The sequence below is a fragment of the Pseudomonas sp. NFPP25 genome, assembly GCF_900116505.1.
GTDB classification, from domain to species: Bacteria; Pseudomonadota; Gammaproteobacteria; order Pseudomonadales; family Pseudomonadaceae; genus Aquipseudomonas; species Aquipseudomonas protegens.
Genome location: NZ_FPBG01000009.1, coordinates 56942 through 71210, shown reverse-complemented (window position 1 = coordinate 71210; position 14269 = coordinate 56942). Strand labels below are relative to the sequence as shown.

At 64.7% G+C, this 14269-nt stretch carries 16 protein-coding genes; 4 read left to right on the top strand and 12 right to left on the bottom strand.

Annotation, left to right across the window (positions count from 1 at the left end; all coding sequences use genetic code 11):
* Window positions 1–277: 277 nt before the first annotated feature.
* From BM382_RS29335 to BM382_RS29320, 4 genes are all read left to right on the top strand, one after another.
* Window positions 278–520 (top strand): exodeoxyribonuclease VII small subunit, encoded by a 243-nt coding sequence (locus BM382_RS29335; RefSeq protein WP_011063724.1) that lies wholly within the window; start codon window positions 278–280, stop codon window positions 518–520.
* Window positions 517–1404 (top strand): (2E,6E)-farnesyl diphosphate synthase, encoded by an 888-nt coding sequence (ispA, locus tag BM382_RS29330; protein WP_072444899.1) that lies wholly within the window; start codon window positions 517–519, stop codon window positions 1402–1404. The genes BM382_RS29335 and ispA overlap by 4 nt, the downstream gene beginning before the upstream one ends.
* A gap of 112 nt (window positions 1405–1516) precedes the next feature.
* Complete coding sequence (dxs, locus tag BM382_RS29325) at window positions 1517–3418, top strand: 1-deoxy-D-xylulose-5-phosphate synthase (RefSeq protein WP_065363609.1); 1902 nt, start codon at window positions 1517–1519, stop codon at window positions 3416–3418.
* A 120-nt stretch (window positions 3419–3538) separates the two neighbouring features.
* Complete coding sequence (locus BM382_RS29320) at window positions 3539–5431, top strand: TonB-dependent receptor plug domain-containing protein (protein WP_072444897.1); 1893 nt, start codon at window positions 3539–3541, stop codon at window positions 5429–5431.
* A 68-nt stretch (window positions 5432–5499) separates the two neighbouring features.
* On the opposite strand, the gene BM382_RS29315 is transcribed toward BM382_RS29320, so the two are convergent.
* The 12 genes from BM382_RS29315 to nrdR form a co-directional block, all read right to left on the bottom strand.
* Entirely contained in the window at window positions 5500–6297 is a 798-nt protein-coding gene (locus BM382_RS29315) for a cobalamin-binding protein (RefSeq protein ID WP_072444896.1), read from the bottom strand.
* Entirely contained in the window at window positions 6297–6716 is a 420-nt protein-coding gene (locus BM382_RS29310; RefSeq protein WP_011063729.1) for a hypothetical protein, read from the bottom strand. Before BM382_RS29310 ends, BM382_RS29315 begins: the two co-directional genes overlap by 1 nt.
* Window positions 6713–7330 carry a GTP cyclohydrolase II gene (ribA, locus tag BM382_RS29305; protein ID WP_011063730.1) on the bottom strand — a complete coding sequence of 206 codons (618 nt, stop codon included), beginning with the start codon at window positions 7328–7330 and terminating at the stop codon, window positions 6713–6715. Before ribA ends, BM382_RS29310 begins: the two co-directional genes overlap by 4 nt.
* A gap of 128 nt (window positions 7331–7458) precedes the next feature.
* A complete protein-coding gene (locus BM382_RS29300; protein WP_015637198.1) occupies window positions 7459–8202 on the bottom strand; it encodes a substrate-binding periplasmic protein in 744 nt (247 codons plus the stop codon).
* A gap of 10 nt (window positions 8203–8212) precedes the next feature.
* Window positions 8213–8716 (bottom strand): phosphatidylglycerophosphatase A family protein, encoded by a 504-nt coding sequence (locus BM382_RS29295; RefSeq protein WP_011063732.1) that lies wholly within the window; start codon window positions 8714–8716, stop codon window positions 8213–8215.
* Complete coding sequence (gene thiL, locus BM382_RS29290; protein WP_011063733.1) at window positions 8713–9678, bottom strand: thiamine-phosphate kinase; 966 nt, start codon at window positions 9676–9678, stop codon at window positions 8713–8715. Before thiL ends, BM382_RS29295 begins: the two co-directional genes overlap by 4 nt.
* Window positions 9679–9696: 18 nt before the next feature.
* Window positions 9697–10197: a transcription antitermination factor NusB gene (nusB, locus tag BM382_RS29285; RefSeq protein ID WP_011063734.1), complete on the bottom strand. Its 501-nt coding sequence runs from the start codon at window positions 10195–10197 to the stop codon at window positions 9697–9699.
* A complete protein-coding gene (gene ribE, locus BM382_RS29280; protein WP_011063735.1) occupies window positions 10194–10670 on the bottom strand; it encodes a 6,7-dimethyl-8-ribityllumazine synthase in 477 nt (158 codons plus the stop codon). Before ribE ends, nusB begins: the two co-directional genes overlap by 4 nt.
* A 91-nt stretch (window positions 10671–10761) precedes the next feature.
* Window positions 10762–11853: a bifunctional 3,4-dihydroxy-2-butanone-4-phosphate synthase/GTP cyclohydrolase II gene (ribBA, locus tag BM382_RS29275; RefSeq protein ID WP_011063736.1), complete on the bottom strand. Its 1092-nt coding sequence runs from the start codon at window positions 11851–11853 to the stop codon at window positions 10762–10764.
* 16 nt (window positions 11854–11869) lie between these two features.
* Window positions 11870–12532 carry a riboflavin synthase gene (locus tag BM382_RS29270; RefSeq protein WP_011063737.1) on the bottom strand — a complete coding sequence of 221 codons (663 nt, stop codon included), beginning with the start codon at window positions 12530–12532 and terminating at the stop codon, window positions 11870–11872.
* A gap of 47 nt (window positions 12533–12579) precedes the next feature.
* Window positions 12580–13713, bottom strand: a complete 1134-nt coding sequence (gene ribD / locus BM382_RS29265; RefSeq protein WP_072444894.1) for a bifunctional diaminohydroxyphosphoribosylaminopyrimidine deaminase/5-amino-6-(5-phosphoribosylamino)uracil reductase RibD — start codon at window positions 13711–13713, stop codon at window positions 12580–12582.
* A complete protein-coding gene (nrdR, locus tag BM382_RS29260; RefSeq protein WP_019095943.1) occupies window positions 13710–14174 on the bottom strand; it encodes a transcriptional regulator NrdR in 465 nt (154 codons plus the stop codon). The genes ribD and nrdR overlap by 4 nt, the downstream gene beginning before the upstream one ends.
* Window positions 14175–14269 lie beyond the last annotated feature (95 nt).

Sequence of the window (14269 nt, the reverse complement as noted above, 5' to 3'; positions counted from 1 at the left end):
CGTTGGAAAGGCCGCAGATTAGCGACTTGGCGCCTGTTGCACAATTGCCGAAAAAGGAATTTGCGAGGGAATCGGCAATGCCCTGAAACCCCCGCAGCAAGTGCCATTACAGCGCCATCACCCCCTTCACTCCCGGGAGCAACGCGCGTCGTGAAAACCCCCGCCCCCCCTACCCCAACGCCCCCGCCCGAAGCCCGCCAGCGGGCGCTTCTCATTTGCCCGAAACCCCGCTGTCTGCTAGTGTCGCGCCGGTTTAACGTCAACCGGGATAGCCGCCATGGCCCGCAAAAAAGCTGCCTTAGATTTCGAACAATCCCTCGCCGACCTGCAAACCCTGGTCGAGCGTCTGGAGAACGGCGAGCTGTCGCTGGAAGACTCGTTGACCGCCTTCGAGCAAGGCATCGGCCTGACCCGCGATTGCCAGGCGGCCCTGGCCCAGGCCGAGCAGAAGGTGCAGATCCTCCTGGAGCGCGATGGCGAGCTTGCGGAACAGCCCTTCGATGCGGAACAGCCGGAATGATTACCACCTATCAGGCCTCCAGCCAGGCCCGCGTCGACGCTGCAATGCACACCCTGTTCACCGCCCCTAGCCCCGAACTTGCCCGCCTCTATGAAGCCATGCGCTACAGCGTGATGAATGGCGGCAAGCGCGTGCGCCCGCTGCTGGCCTACGCCGCCTGCGAGGCCCTGGGCGGCAAGCCCGAGCAAGCCAACGGCGCCGCCTGCGCGGTGGAGCTGATCCACGCCTATTCCCTGGTGCACGACGACCTGCCGGCCATGGACGATGACGACCTGCGCCGCGGCCAGCCCACTACCCACAAGGCTTTCGATGAAGCCTGCGCGATCCTCGCCGGCGACGGCCTGCAGAGCCTGGCCTTCAGCGCCCTGCTGGACCCGGCCCTGAGCGACGCCAGCGCCGAGATCCGCCTGCGCATGGTCACCACCCTGGCCCAGGCCGCGGGCCCGGCGGGCATGGTCGGCGGCCAGGCCATCGACCTCGGCTCCGTGGGGCTCAAGCTGGACCAGCAGGCCCTGGAATACATGCATCGGCACAAGACCGGGGCACTGATCGAAGCCAGCGTGATCCTTGGCGCCCTGGCCAGCGGCCGGGCCGAAAAGGACGAGCTCAAGGCCCTGCAAACCTACGCTCAGGCCATTGGCCTGGCGTTCCAGGTGCAGGACGACATTCTCGATGTCGAAAGCGATACCGCCACCCTGGGCAAGCGCCAGGGCGCCGATATCGCCCGGGACAAGCCGACCTACCCGGCCTTGCTGGGCCTGGCCGCAGCCAAGGAGTACGCCCTGGAACTGCGCGACCAGGCGCTGCATGCCCTGCGTCCGTTTGACGCAGCGGCCGAGCCGCTGCGCGAGCTGGCGCGCTATATCGTCGAACGCCGCAGCTGATCGGCGGTCCGCAGCAGGACCGCATATCGGCCAAGTTCGGCGCTCTGCGTGGGCAGCTTGCGATGCATAAGGTAAACTGCCGCCTCTTTCTATACCTATAACGATTCGCCTGATGCCCACGACGTTTCATGAGATTCCCCGCAAACGCCCGACCACGCCGCTGCTCGACCGCGCCCAGACGCCGGACGGCCTGCGCCGGTTAGGCGAAGCCGAGCTGGAAACCCTGGCCGATGAGTTGCGCCTGGAATTGCTCTACACGGTCGGCCAGACCGGCGGGCACTTCGGTGCCGGCCTCGGGGTCATCGAGCTGACCATCGCGTTGCATTACGTGTTCGACACCCCGGACGACCGGCTGGTGTGGGACGTGGGTCACCAGGCGTATCCGCACAAGATCCTCACCGGGCGCCGTGAGCAGATGGCCAGCCTGCGCCAGAAAGACGGCCTGGCCGCCTTCCCGCGGCGCTCCGAGAGCGAGTACGACACCTTCGGCGTCGGCCACTCCAGTACCTCCATCAGCGCTGCCCTGGGCATGGCCATCGCCGCCCGCCTGCAGAACAGCGAGCGCAAGGCCATCGCCGTGATCGGCGACGGCGCCCTGACCGCGGGCATGGCCTTCGAGGCCCTGAACCACGCGCCGGAAGTGGACGCCAACATGCTGGTGATCCTCAACGACAACGACATGTCGATCTCGCGCAATGTCGGCGGGCTGTCCAACTACCTGGCCAAGATTCTCTCCAGCCGCACCTACGCCAGCATGCGCGAAGGCAGCAAGAAAGTGCTGTCGCGCCTGCCCGGGGCCTGGGAAATCGCTCGCCGCACCGAAGAATACGCCAAGGGCATGCTGGTCCCCGGCACCCTGTTCGAAGAACTGGGCTGGAACTACATCGGCCCCATCGACGGCCATGACCTGCCGACCCTGATCGCCACCCTGCGCAACATGCGCGACCTCAAGGGCCCGCAGTTCCTGCATGTGGTGACCAAGAAGGGCAAGGGCTTCGCCCCGGCGGAGGTCGACCCGATCGGCTACCACGCCATCACCAAGCTGGAACCCCTGGACGCCCCGGCGGCCGCGCCAAAAAAGGCCGGCGGGCCGAAGTATTCAGGTGTGTTCGGCGAATGGCTGTGCGACATGGCCGCCGCCGACCCGCGCCTGGTGGGCATCACCCCGGCGATGAAGGAAGGTTCGGACCTGGTGGCCTTCAGCGAGCGTTTCCCGCTGCGCTACTTCGACGTGGCAATTGCCGAGCAGCACGCCGTGACCCTGGCGGCCGGCATGGCCTGCGAGGGCGCCAAGCCGGTGGTGGCGATCTATTCGACCTTCCTCCAGCGCGGCTATGACCAGCTGATCCACGATGTGGCGGTACAGAACCTCGACGTGCTGTTCGCCATCGACCGCGCCGGCCTGGTGGGCGAAGACGGCCCGACCCACGCCGGCAGCTTCGACCTCTCCTACCTGCGCTGCATCCCCGGCATGCTGGTGATGACCCCGAGCGACGAGAACGAGCTGCGCATGATGCTCAGCACCGGGCACCTGTACAACGGCCCTGCGGCCGTGCGCTACCCGCGCGGCACCGGCCCCAACGCACCGATCGACAAGAGCCTGGAACCGATCGAGATCGGCAAGGGCGTGATCCGCCGCCAGGGCAGGCAAGTGGCCCTGCTGGTGTTCGGCGTGCAACTGGCCGAAGCCCTGCAAGTGGCCGAGAACCTCGACGCCACGGTGGTCGACATGCGCTTCGTCAAGCCACTGGATGAAGCCCTGGTACGCGAGATCGCCAGCAGCCACGAACTGCTGGTGACCATCGAGGAAAACGCCATCATGGGTGGCGCCGGCGGTGCGGTCAGCGAATACCTGGCACGGGAAAACATCCTCAAGCCGATCCTCCACCTGGGCTTGCCGGACGCCTACGTCGAGCACGCCAAACCGGCGCAGATGCTCGCCGAGTGCGGCCTCGACGAAGCCGGCATCGAGGCCTCGGTGCGCCAGCGCCTGGCGCTGCTGGGCCTGGCTTGATCCACAACGGCCAGCTGTAGCCGCTGTTGCACGCCCGCCATGCGGGCGTCGCTTTTTGGCCTTCACTGTGCAGCCTCTCCCACTTTGCGGCGAAGGCCGAGCCGCGCCAACGGAATAGCCATGAAACTCTCTCGCCTGGCCCTGCCGCTTTGCCTTTTGCCCTGCGCCGAACTCTTTGCCGACACCCCCGACCGCGATCAGGCCCTGAAACTGCCCGAAATGCTGATCAGCGCCAACCGCCAGGTGGAAGCGCGCAATGACAGCAGCGCCGCCAACACCGTATTCACCCGGGAAGACATCGACCGCCTGCAACCCGGCAGCCTCACCGACCTGCTGCAGCGGGTGCCGGGGGTGCAGGTAGCCCAGGGCGGCGGGCGCGGCAACCTGCCGAACATTTTCATTCGCGGCACCAACTCGGCCCAGAGCCTGGTGCTGGTGGACGGCCAGCGCATCAGCAGCTCATCGAGCGGCGACAGTAACCTGCAGTTCATCAGTATCGAGCAGATAGAAAGGGTGGAAGTACTGCGTGGCTCGCGCTCAGTGATCTATGGCAGCGACGCCATTGGCGGGGTGATCCAGATCTTCACCCGGCGCGGAGCGGACTCGGGGCTCCATGGGCGCATGCGCGTCGCCGCTGGCAGCAACCAGACCTGGGAGCGCAGCCTGGGACTGTCCGGTGGAGATCAACAGACACGCTTCAGCCTCGGCGCCAACCTGGATGAAACCGCCGGGATCGACTGGACCCAGGAATCGTTCCCCAGCGATGCCGACCATGATGGTTACCGCAACAAGTCGTTGAGCTTCACCCTCAGCCATGCGCTGAACGATGACCTGGAGGTAGGCCTCAACCTGCTGGATAACCGTGGTCGCACGCGCTATGACAACCCCTTCGGGCGCTACGACTCAAGCTACGACGTCTTCGCCCAGGATCCTTACACCGACTTCAGTGTCAGCAGCGTCAGCGGCTATCTCGATGCGCACATCAATGATTACTGGACGTCGCGAGTAGAGCTGGGGCATAGCGAGAACCGCGACCTCAAGCGCGACAAACTCAGTGACGAACGAAACGTATTCAATACCTACCGGGACTCGCTGAACTGGCAGAACGATCTGCGCCTGGACGAACACAACAGCCTGATCCTCGGCGCTGACTGGTACGAAGACCGGCTCAATACCAGCCCGGCGCGATTTGCCGAAGACAGCCGCTGGAACCGGGCGGCCTTCATTCAGCACCGCTTTCGCGGTGACAGTTTCTCCACCGAGCTGGGTCTGCGCCGCGACCAGAACCAGCAATATGGCAGCCAGAACACCTGGAGCGGCACCTTTACCCTGCCGCTCAACCCGGACAATGACTTGCTGCTCTCCTATAGCGAAGGTTTCCGAGCGCCCAACTTCAGCGACCTGTATTACCCCGGCTTCAGCAACCCCGACCTCAAGCCGGAACACTCCAAGAGCTATGAATTGCAGTGGCGTAACCAACTGACGCAAAGCACTCGCCTGGAGACCTCGATCTTCCGCACCGATATCAAGGACGCAATCATTTATGACCGCATAGCCCAACGCCCGGAAAACGTTGGCGCAGCGAGAATCAACGGTTTCGAAGCGGCCCTGAAACAGGAACTGTTCGGCTGGCAGACCAGCATCGGCACCGCGATCATTGATCCGCGCAATCGCAAGGATGGCCATCAACTGCCGCGCCGTGCCCGCCGCACCTTGAATCTGGATCTAGACCGGCAGTTCGACCAATTGGCGCTAGGTGCCAGCTGGCAACTGGTGAGCAAGAGCCGTGAGGACTTGAGCACGAAAAAGCAGGTCCCGATTGGCGGCTACGGCCTGCTCGGACTGCGAAGCAGTTGGGCGATCAATCAGGAAGTGAAGCTGGACCTGAAACTCGACAACATCGTCGACAAGTCCTATAGCCGCGCGCTCTACGAGTACAACGGCAACGACTATGGCTACCGCAGCGAAAGCCGTACCTGGATGCTCGGCGTGACCTGGACGCCTGAGCTGTAAGATCCGCTGCCTTCGCCGGCAAGCCGGCTCCTACAGGCCCCTAGGGCAAGGCCTGCCGGTGAAGGGGCTCAGCGCTCAGGTGCGATCAAGGCACAGAGCCTGGCCGTCGCGGCAATCATCTGCCCGCTGGGCCGCTCCAGGCCCTTGTCCCTTACCAGCAGCAACCGCCCTTGCCGCACCGCCGCGACCTCCGGCCAGTCCTTCCAGGCATCCAGTTGTCCCTGGGCGGTGGCGAGGATCGCCTGCGGATTGCGCTGCAACACCGACTCGATACTGACCTGGGGCGCCGGCAGTTGCTGGTCGGCAAACACATTGCGCGCGCCGCAGACACTCAAGGCTTCGCTGATGATCTGCCCACCACCCACGGTATACAGCGGCTGGTCCCAGACCTGATAGAACACCGGCAACGGCGGTTCGCGGTGATAGCGGACGCGCAATGCAGCCAGTTGCCCGTTCAACTCGGCGGCCAGCTCGCGGCCGGCCGCCGGGCGACCCAGGCGCTCGCCGATCTCGGCAATCTGCGCGGTCAGTTGCGGGAAGTCATGGGGTTCGGCAACCAGGGTGGGGATCCCCAGGCGCGCCAGTTGATCGCGCTGGGCCGGGCCGACACTGCCCGGCCAGAGCAACAGCAGATCAGGCTTGAGACTCAGCAAGCGCTCGATATCCAGCTGGCCGTAGCGCCCCACCGAAGGCAGGTCCTTGAGCGGCGCGGGCCGTTCACCGGCATCCAGCACGCCCACCAGCAGCTCGGCAGCCCCCAGCTCTACAACGATTTCCGAGAGCGATGGCGCAAGACTCACCACCCGCTGCGCCGCCAGCGCCGGAACACTGGCCAGCAGGCACAGGACCGCCAGCCAGCGCAGCATCAGCCCAGTTGACGCGGAATGCGATAGAGGTAGAACAGCACCGCCGTGGACACCGCCAGAAGCATCAGCGGCACCGCTTCCAGGCCGACGAACACCGCCAGGGTGCCGATCCAGGCCGGCAGCGACGCCGCCAGGAACGCCACCCGCCGGCTGGCCGCAAGGTTGATCCAGGCCGCCGGTTCCTCGGGAGTGTCCAGGGCTTTCTGGGTGGCGATCAGGGCGTGCTTGTAGCCGCCGAAGAAGCGCAGGCTGACGAACATCGATGCCACCCCGGCAATGAAGAACGGCATCGCCAGCACCGGCAGGATGGGCTCGCCCTGGCCGAACAGCGCGTTGATCACGAACAACGGCAACAGGCCCAGGGCCAGGTATTGCCACCAACTGACGGTCAGGCGCCGCTTGACTTGGCCCCGGGTCACGCGCGGTCGACCTCGCCCTGGTGCTCGTTGCCCATCATGTGGTCGAGCTTGCTGGCCTTGGTCGCCAGGTAGAGTTTGTTGTGCGGGTTATGGCCGGTGTGCAGCGGTACGCGCTCGGCGACCTGGATCCCCATCTCGGTCAAGGCCTTGACCTTGCGCGGGTTGTTGGTCATCAGGCGCAGGGACTTGACCCCCAGGTGCTCCAGCATCGGCAGGCACATGGCGTAGTCGCGCTGGTCGGCGGCAAAGCCCAGGCGTTCGTTGGCCTCCACGGTGTCGGCGCCACCGTCCTGCAGTTCGTAGGCGCGGATCTTGTTCAAGAGGCCGATACCCCGGCCTTCCTGGCGCAAGTACAGCAACACCCCACGACCTTCGCGGGCGATGGCCTGCAGGGCGGCTTCCAGTTGCGAGCCGCAGTCGCAACGCTGGCTGAACAGTGCATCGCCGGTCAGGCACTCGGAGTGCAGGCGGCCGAGAACCGGAGCGCCGTCGGCGATATCGCCCAGGCTGAGCACCACATGCTCGCGGCCGGTAGCTTCATCGAGAAAACCATGCATGGTGAATTGCGCAAAAGGCGTAGGCAGCTTGCAAGCAGCAACAAAAACGACGGGCACTGTTGTGCTCCTGATCTGTATGAGGACTGGAGATTCGCAGAGGCGGCATTGTAACAGCAGCCTCCACTGGACGCTTAGGCTGAATTATCGGAGATAAAGATCGATAAGTTTGATCAACGCACCGCCGGCTAAGGGCTCCCGTCAAAGGGATAAGGCTGTTTCCAGCGTTCGAAGATCGGCCGCAAACGCCCGGTGCTCACCAGCTGTGCCATGCGCTGGTCGTACAGTTCGCGCATTTCCCGCCCGCGCGGGTTGCTGGCGAACCCCAGGTACAGCGGCAGCTCGGTCAGGTGGGTACGCTTGAACTGGCTCGGATCGGAGGCCTGCCCCAGCACGTAGTCGATCTCGGTCTGGGCATCGATGTAATAGTCGGCGCGGCTGTACAGCAGCATCGGCAGGATGCCGATGCGCCGGCGGATCTCGTTGTAGCGACGGATATTGGGCAGGTAGTCCTGGTACTTGTAGCCGCGCACCCAGACCAGTCGGTAACTGGCGATAGTCGCCAGGCTCAACTCGGGGTTGCTGGCCAGTCCCAGGGCGTAGATGTGATCGGTGTCGTAGTTCCAGTGGGGGTAAAGCACACCCGGCGACTCATCGCGGTAGGCACCCATGTGGGCGTCCACTTCGCCGCGCTGTACCAGCCCGACCGAACGGGTATAGGGCACGCTGCAACGTTCGATGGTCACACCCAGCGGCTCGAAGACTTCGCGCAGGATGTCCCAGCCCAGCCCCTCGCCGTTGGCTTCGGTGTAATCGCTCCAGACCTCGCTGGCGATGCGAATGTGCCTGGGCTGCGCCTGCGGCTCCGCGGCCCGGACGCTGCAACAGCTCAAGGCAACCAGCAATACCAGCAGCGCGCGGCACACACCCATGCCTATTTCCTCAGCTGAAGCACCACACCAGCCCTTGCATCGCCAGCCAGGCAAACACCCCGGCGAGGACGTCGTCGAGCATGATGCCGACGCCGCCATGCACATGCCGGTCGATCCAGCGAATCGGCCAGGGCTTGAGAATGTCGAAGAAGCGGAACATCAGGAAACCTGCCAGCAGCCAGTACCAGCCTTCGGGCACCAGCCACAGGGTGATCCACATGCCGACCATTTCATCCCAGACGATGCCTTCGTGGTCATGCACCCGCAGATCGTCGGCCACCTTGCCGCACAGCCAGAAGCCGAACAGCATGGTGATGCCGAGCATCAGCCAGTAGCCCCAGTCCGGCAACATCTGCCACAGCGGGATAAAGGGTAGCGCAACCAGCGAACCCCAGGTGCCCGGCGCCTTGGGCAAAGTGCCGGAACCAAAGCCGAAGGCCAGGAAATGCCAGGGGTTGCGCCACACCGACGGTGGTACGAACTCCGCCGGGACCTGTTTGGGATGATCTGTCACTGTGTCTCCGGAAAGTGTTGATAACCCCGGGTGCCGGGGGTGATGTCCTGCCCATCGGCATCCAGCAGGGTCACCCCCTGCCCGGCCACCACTCGCCCGACCACCCGCACTGGCCAGCCGGCCGTCAGTAGCGGCGCCAGTTCGGCCGGTGGCAGGGTGAAGGCCAGGACGTAGTCGTCACCGCCACTCAGGGCCGCGGCGCGAGCGCCCTGCTGGCCGAGAAAGCCCAGCAGCGCCGGCGACAGCGGCAGCTTCTCGACCTCGACCTGCAAACCAACCGCCGAGGCCGTGGCGATATGGCCGCAGTCGGCCAGCAAGCCATCGGAGATGTCCAGCGCCGCCGTGGCCTTGCCCCGCAGCGCCTGGCCCAGGGCCAGTTGCGGTTGCGGCGACCAGTAATGGGCCAGCAGTGGCTCAGCCAGCGCCGGCTCGGCGCTGCGCTGGCCCAGAACCAGCGGCAAGGCGCCGGCGGCGTTGCCCAGGTCACCGCCGACGCACAGCAGATCGCCTGCCCGAGCACCGCTGCGGGTCAGGGCCAGGCCGGCAGGTACCCGGCCGAATACCGTCAGGGTCAGGGTCAAGGGGCCGCGGGTGGTATCGCCACCGATCAGGCGCACCCCGCAGTTCTGCGCCATGGCATTCAAGCCTTGGGCATAGGCCTGCAGCCAATCGGTGCTTACCGTCGGCAGGGTCAGGGCAAGGGTAAAGGCCAGTGGCGTGGCGCCCATGGCGGCCAGGTCGCTGACAGCCACCGCCAGGGAGCGTTGGCCAAGAAGAAAGGGCTCGCAGGGATCGGCGAAATGCACACCGGCCACCAGGGTGTCGGTGGAAATCGCCAACTGCTCGCCAGGGGCAACTGCCAGCAAGGCGCAGTCGTCGCCGATCCCCAGGGCAACACCCTCGCCGCCCTGCGCACAAGGCGCGGCAGCGAAGAAGTTGCGGATCAGCTCAAACTCGCCCATGGCAGCTGCAAGCGCGGTTCAGCGCTTGAACGCCTTCACTTCAGCTTCGCGCAGGCGTGGGGCCAGCTTGTCGAGTACGCCATTGACGAACTTGTGGCCATCGGTGGAACCGAAGACCTTGGCCAGTTCGATACCTTCGTTGATCACAACGCGGTACGGCACGTCGACGCGCTTGAGCAGTTCCCAGGTGGACAGGCGCAGAACCGCCAGTTCCACAGGGTCCAGCTCATCGATGGCCAGGTCCAGGCAAGGCACGAGCGCGGTGTCGATCTCGTTCTTGTTGGCCGGAACCCCGTGCAGGATCTCACGGAAGTAGGCGCCATCGATGTCAGTGAAATCGTTGTCGACCCGGAACTGCGCTTCGATCTCGTTCAGCGAATGCTTGGCCATGTGCCATTGGTACAGCGCCTGGGTCGCGAGCTGACGGGCTTCGCGACGCTTGGCGCTCTTGGATGGCTTGCCGGCATTGGCAGGCTTGGGATCGCGCGGGTTGAAACGATCGCTATCGTCGCTAATCACTTGGCCTCCAACTGCGCCAGCAGGCTGACCATTTCCAGGGCGGACAGGGCAGCTTCAGCACCTTTGTTGCCGGCCTTGGTGCCGGAACGCTCGATGGCTTGTTCGATCGAGTCAACGGTCAGCACGCCGAAGGCCACTGGCACGCCGAACTCCATGGACACCTGGGCCAGGCCCTTGGTGCACTCGCCAGCCACGTATTCGAAGTGCGGAGTACCGCCACGAATGACCGCGCCCAGGGCGACGATTGCCGCGAACTCACCCTTTTGTGCCACTTTCTGTGCAACCAACGGAATTTCGAAGGCGCCAGGAGCACGGATGATGGTGATGTCGCTTTCGCTCACGCCGTGGCGAACCAGGGCGTCAACCGCGCCGCTGACCAGGCTTTCGACGACGAAGCTGTTGAAACGGCCGACCACCAGGGCATAGCGGCCTTTAGGGGCGATGAAGGTACCTTCGATGGTCTTCAGGGTCATTCGACAAATCTCTTAAAGAGCCAGAGCGTGTCTAGTACACGCTCTTCAGTGATATTTGAACCGCGAATAGGCTGCCGGAAACAGGCGGCTTTTATTCGGAGGGCACGTATTCTACAACTTCCAGGTCGAAACCGGATATCGCATTAAACTTCATCGGCGCACTCATCAGGCGCATTTTGCGTACGCCCAGGTCGCGCAGGATCTGCGAACCGGCACCGACGATGCTGTAGGTGGTGGGCTTCTTCGCCGGCTGGTGCTCCGCGGTTTCACGGATATGCGCCAGCAGCACGTCGCCATCCAGCGGGTGCCCGAGCAACAGCACCACGCCACTGCCGGCCTCGGCCACCGTGGCCATGGCCGCCCGCAGGCTCCAGCGGCCCGGTTGCTTGACCATCAGCAGGTCGCGCAGCGGATCCATGTTGTGCACCCGTACCAGGGTCGGCTCTTCAGCGCAGATCTCGCCCAGGGTCAGGGCCATGTGCACGTCGCCTTCCACGGAATCACGATAGGTCACCAGGTTGAACTGGCCCAGTTCGCTATCCAGCGGCTGCTCGGCAATCCGCTGAACGGTACGTTCGTGGATCATCCGGTAGTGGATCAGGTCGGCAATGGTGCCGATCTTGATGTTGTGCTCGGCGGCGAAGGCTTCCAGTTCGGTGCGACGGGACATGGTGCCGTCGTCGTTCATCACTTCGCAGATCACCCCGCTGGGCTCGAAACCGGCCATGCGCGCCAGGTCGCAGGCGGCCTCGGTGTGGCCAGCGCGGGCCAGGGTGCCGCCGGGCTGGGCCATCAGCGGGAAGATGTGGCCCGGGCTGACGATGTCCTCGGCCTTGGCGTCCTTGGCAGCGGCAGCCTGCACGGTACGGGCGCGGTCAGCGGCGGAGATGCCGGTGGTCACGCCTTCGGTGGCCTCGATGGAGACGGTGAACTTGGTGCCAAACCCCGAACCGTTGCGCGGCGCCATCAGCGGCAGCTTGAGCAGCTCGCAGCGCTCGCGGCTCATGGGCATGCAGATCAGGCCGCGGGCGTGCTTGGCCATGAAGTTGATGTGTTCGGCCTTGCAGCACTCGGCGGCCATGATCAGGTCGCCTTCGTTCTCGCGGTCTTCGTCATCCATGAGGATGACCATCTTGCCTTGGCGGATGTCTTCAACCAGTTCTTCGATGCTGTTGAGCGCCACTCGGCACCCCCTTGAGTCAGGATTTGAGATAGCCGTTAGCGGCCAGAAAACTTTCGGTAATGGTGCCGCCCGTGGCCTCGGCCGCCTTGTCGCCCAGCAGCAGGCGCTCCAGGTAGCGCGCCAGCAGGTCCACCTCAAGGTTGACCTGCCGACCCGGCCGGTAGTCGGCCATGATGGTTTCCGCCAGGGTGTGGGGAACGATGGTCAGCTCGAACTCGGCGCCATTGACCGCGTTGACCGTCAGGCTGGTGCCGTCGACGGTGATCGAGCCTTTATGGGCGATGTACTTGGCCAGCTCTTTCGGTGCGCGGATGCGGAACTGGATGGCCCGGGCATTTTCTTCCCGCGCCACCACTTCACCGACGCCGTCGACATGGCCACTGACCAGGTGACCGCCCAGGCGGGTGGTCGGGGTCAGGGCTTTCTCCAGGTTCACCCGGCTGCCGGCCTTCAACTGATGAAAAGCGGTGCAGTCCAGGGTTTCACGGCTGACATCGGCCCAGAAACCATCGCCAGGCAGTTCAACAGCGGTCAGGCAGACGCCGTTCACCGCGATGCTGTCGCCCAATTTGACGTCGGCCAGATCAAGCTTGCCGGTTTCTACATAGACCCGCACATCTCCGCCTTTTGGGGTCAATGCGCGAATGCTGCCGATGGATTCGATGATGCCGGTGAACATGGAGTCCTCCTCGAGAACAGGGCCGCCGGGTAGGCGAAAGTCGGGAATTATACGCTCGCTGGCGGGGCCGGGATGGCAGTGACTCGCCAGTCATCGCCCACCGCACGCATTTCTATGATCTTCAGCAATGGCGCCTGGCTCATCTGCGCCAGCGGCCAGTCCAGCAACGGCCGCGCAGAGGAGCCGAGGAACTTGCCGGCGACGAATATCTGGTACTCGTCCACCAGGCCCTGCTGGGCAAAGGCCCCGGCCAGGCGTGGGCCGGCTTCCACCAGCACTTCGTTGACCCCACGGGCCGCCAGCTCCAACAGCAGGCGACGCAGATCCACCTGGCCATCGGGGCCGGGAACAATCAGGCATTCCGGGCCGTTGGCGTATTGCTCTTCCACCGCCGCACAAGTGGCAACCAACGCTGGGCCTGCCTTGAAGAATGGCGCATCCAGAGGCACCCGCAGGCGGCCGTCGATCAGCACCCGCAGCGGCGGCCGGCTCATGGCCAGGGCGGTCTGCTCGGCATCCAGGCCCAGTTCGGCGGCGCGCACGGTCAGCCGCGCGTCGTCCGCCAGCACCGTGTCGGCGCCGGTCAGTACCACGCTGGACTCGGCCCGCAGGCGCTGCACTGCAGAGCGCGCCGCAGGGCCAGTGATCCACTGGCTCTCGCCACTGGCCATGGCGGTGCGGCCATCCAGGCTCATGGCCAGCTTGACCCGCACATAAGGCAAGCCGTGCTCCATGCGTTTCAGAAAGCCTTTATTGATCGCCCGCGCCTCGCCTTCCAGCACACCGCCATGGGTGTCGATGCCGGCCTGGGCCAGGCGCTGCAAGCCACGGCCGGCCACTTCCGGGTTGGGGTCCTGCATGGCCGCGACCACCCGTGCCACACCGGCATTCACCAGGGCGTCGGCGCAGGGCGGCGTACGCCCGTGATGGCTGCAGGGTTCGAGGGTCACATAGGCGGTGGCGCCACGGGCCAGTTCACCGGCCGCGCGCAGGGCATGCACCTCGGCATGGGGCTCGCCGGCCCGCACGTGCCAGCCCTCGCCCACCACCTGGCCGTCGCGCACGATGACGCAGCCGACACGCGGGTTGGGATGGGTGGAGTAGCGGCCCTTGCGCGCCAGTTCCAGAGCACGGGCCATGTAGTGGGCGTCGAGGACCGCTTGCTCGGCAGGCTGGCTCATTGCTTGGCCGGCTCACGGGCGAGACGGTCGATCTCTTCGCGGAATTCGTTGAGGTCCTGGAAACGGCGATAGACCGAGGCGAAGCGGATGTAGGCGACTTCATCGAGCTTCTGCAGCTCGGTCATCACCAGCTCACCCACGACCAGCGACTTGACCTCGCGCTCGCCGGTGGCCCGCAGCTTGTGCTTGATGTGCACCAGCGCCGCCTCCAGACGCTCGACACTCACCGGGCGTTTTTCCAGGGCGCGCTGCATACCGGCGCGCAGTTTTTCTTCGTCGAAGGGCTGACGGCTGCCGTCAGTCTTGATCAGGCGCGGCATCACCAGTTCGGCGGTTTCGAAGGTGGTGAAACGTTCACCACAGGCCAGGCATTCACGCCGGCGGCGCACCTGTTCGCCCTCGGCGACCAGACGCGAGTCGATGACCTTGGTGTCGTTGGCACCGCAGAAGGGACAGTGCATGGTGGCAGGCAACAAAAAAAGGGAGGGCCATGGTAGCGCATCCCACTGGCAAGACAAGCCATAGCCTTTACGGTATACAGACCGACTATTATGTT

What these genes read in the sequence shown, in the direction of transcription:
- BM382_RS29270 (WP_011063737.1), bottom strand. Translation starts at nt 12,532, where the DNA reads ATGTTCACCGGCATCATCGAATCCATCGGCAGCATTCGCGCATTGACC.
- thiL (WP_011063733.1), bottom strand. Translation starts at nt 9,678, where the DNA reads ATGGGCGAGTTTGAGCTGATCCGCAACTTCTTCGCTGCCGCGCCTTGT.
- ribD (WP_072444894.1), bottom strand. Translation starts at nt 13,713, where the DNA reads ATGAGCCAGCCTGCCGAGCAAGCGGTCCTCGACGCCCACTACATGGCC.
- dxs (WP_065363609.1), top strand. Translation starts at nt 1,517, where the DNA reads ATGCCCACGACGTTTCATGAGATTCCCCGCAAACGCCCGACCACGCCG.
- BM382_RS29300 (WP_015637198.1), bottom strand. Translation starts at nt 8,202, where the DNA reads ATGGGTGTGTGCCGCGCGCTGCTGGTATTGCTGGTTGCCTTGAGCTGT.
- ispA (WP_072444899.1), top strand. Translation starts at nt 517, where the DNA reads ATGATTACCACCTATCAGGCCTCCAGCCAGGCCCGCGTCGACGCTGCA.
- BM382_RS29315 (WP_072444896.1), bottom strand. Translation starts at nt 6,297, where the DNA reads ATGCTGCGCTGGCTGGCGGTCCTGTGCCTGCTGGCCAGTGTTCCGGCG.
- nrdR (WP_019095943.1), bottom strand. Translation starts at nt 14,174, where the DNA reads ATGCACTGTCCCTTCTGCGGTGCCAACGACACCAAGGTCATCGACTCG.
- ribE (WP_011063735.1), bottom strand. Translation starts at nt 10,670, where the DNA reads ATGACCCTGAAGACCATCGAAGGTACCTTCATCGCCCCTAAAGGCCGC.
- BM382_RS29320 (WP_072444897.1), top strand. Translation starts at nt 3,539, where the DNA reads ATGAAACTCTCTCGCCTGGCCCTGCCGCTTTGCCTTTTGCCCTGCGCC.
- BM382_RS29335 (WP_011063724.1), top strand. Translation starts at nt 278, where the DNA reads ATGGCCCGCAAAAAAGCTGCCTTAGATTTCGAACAATCCCTCGCCGAC.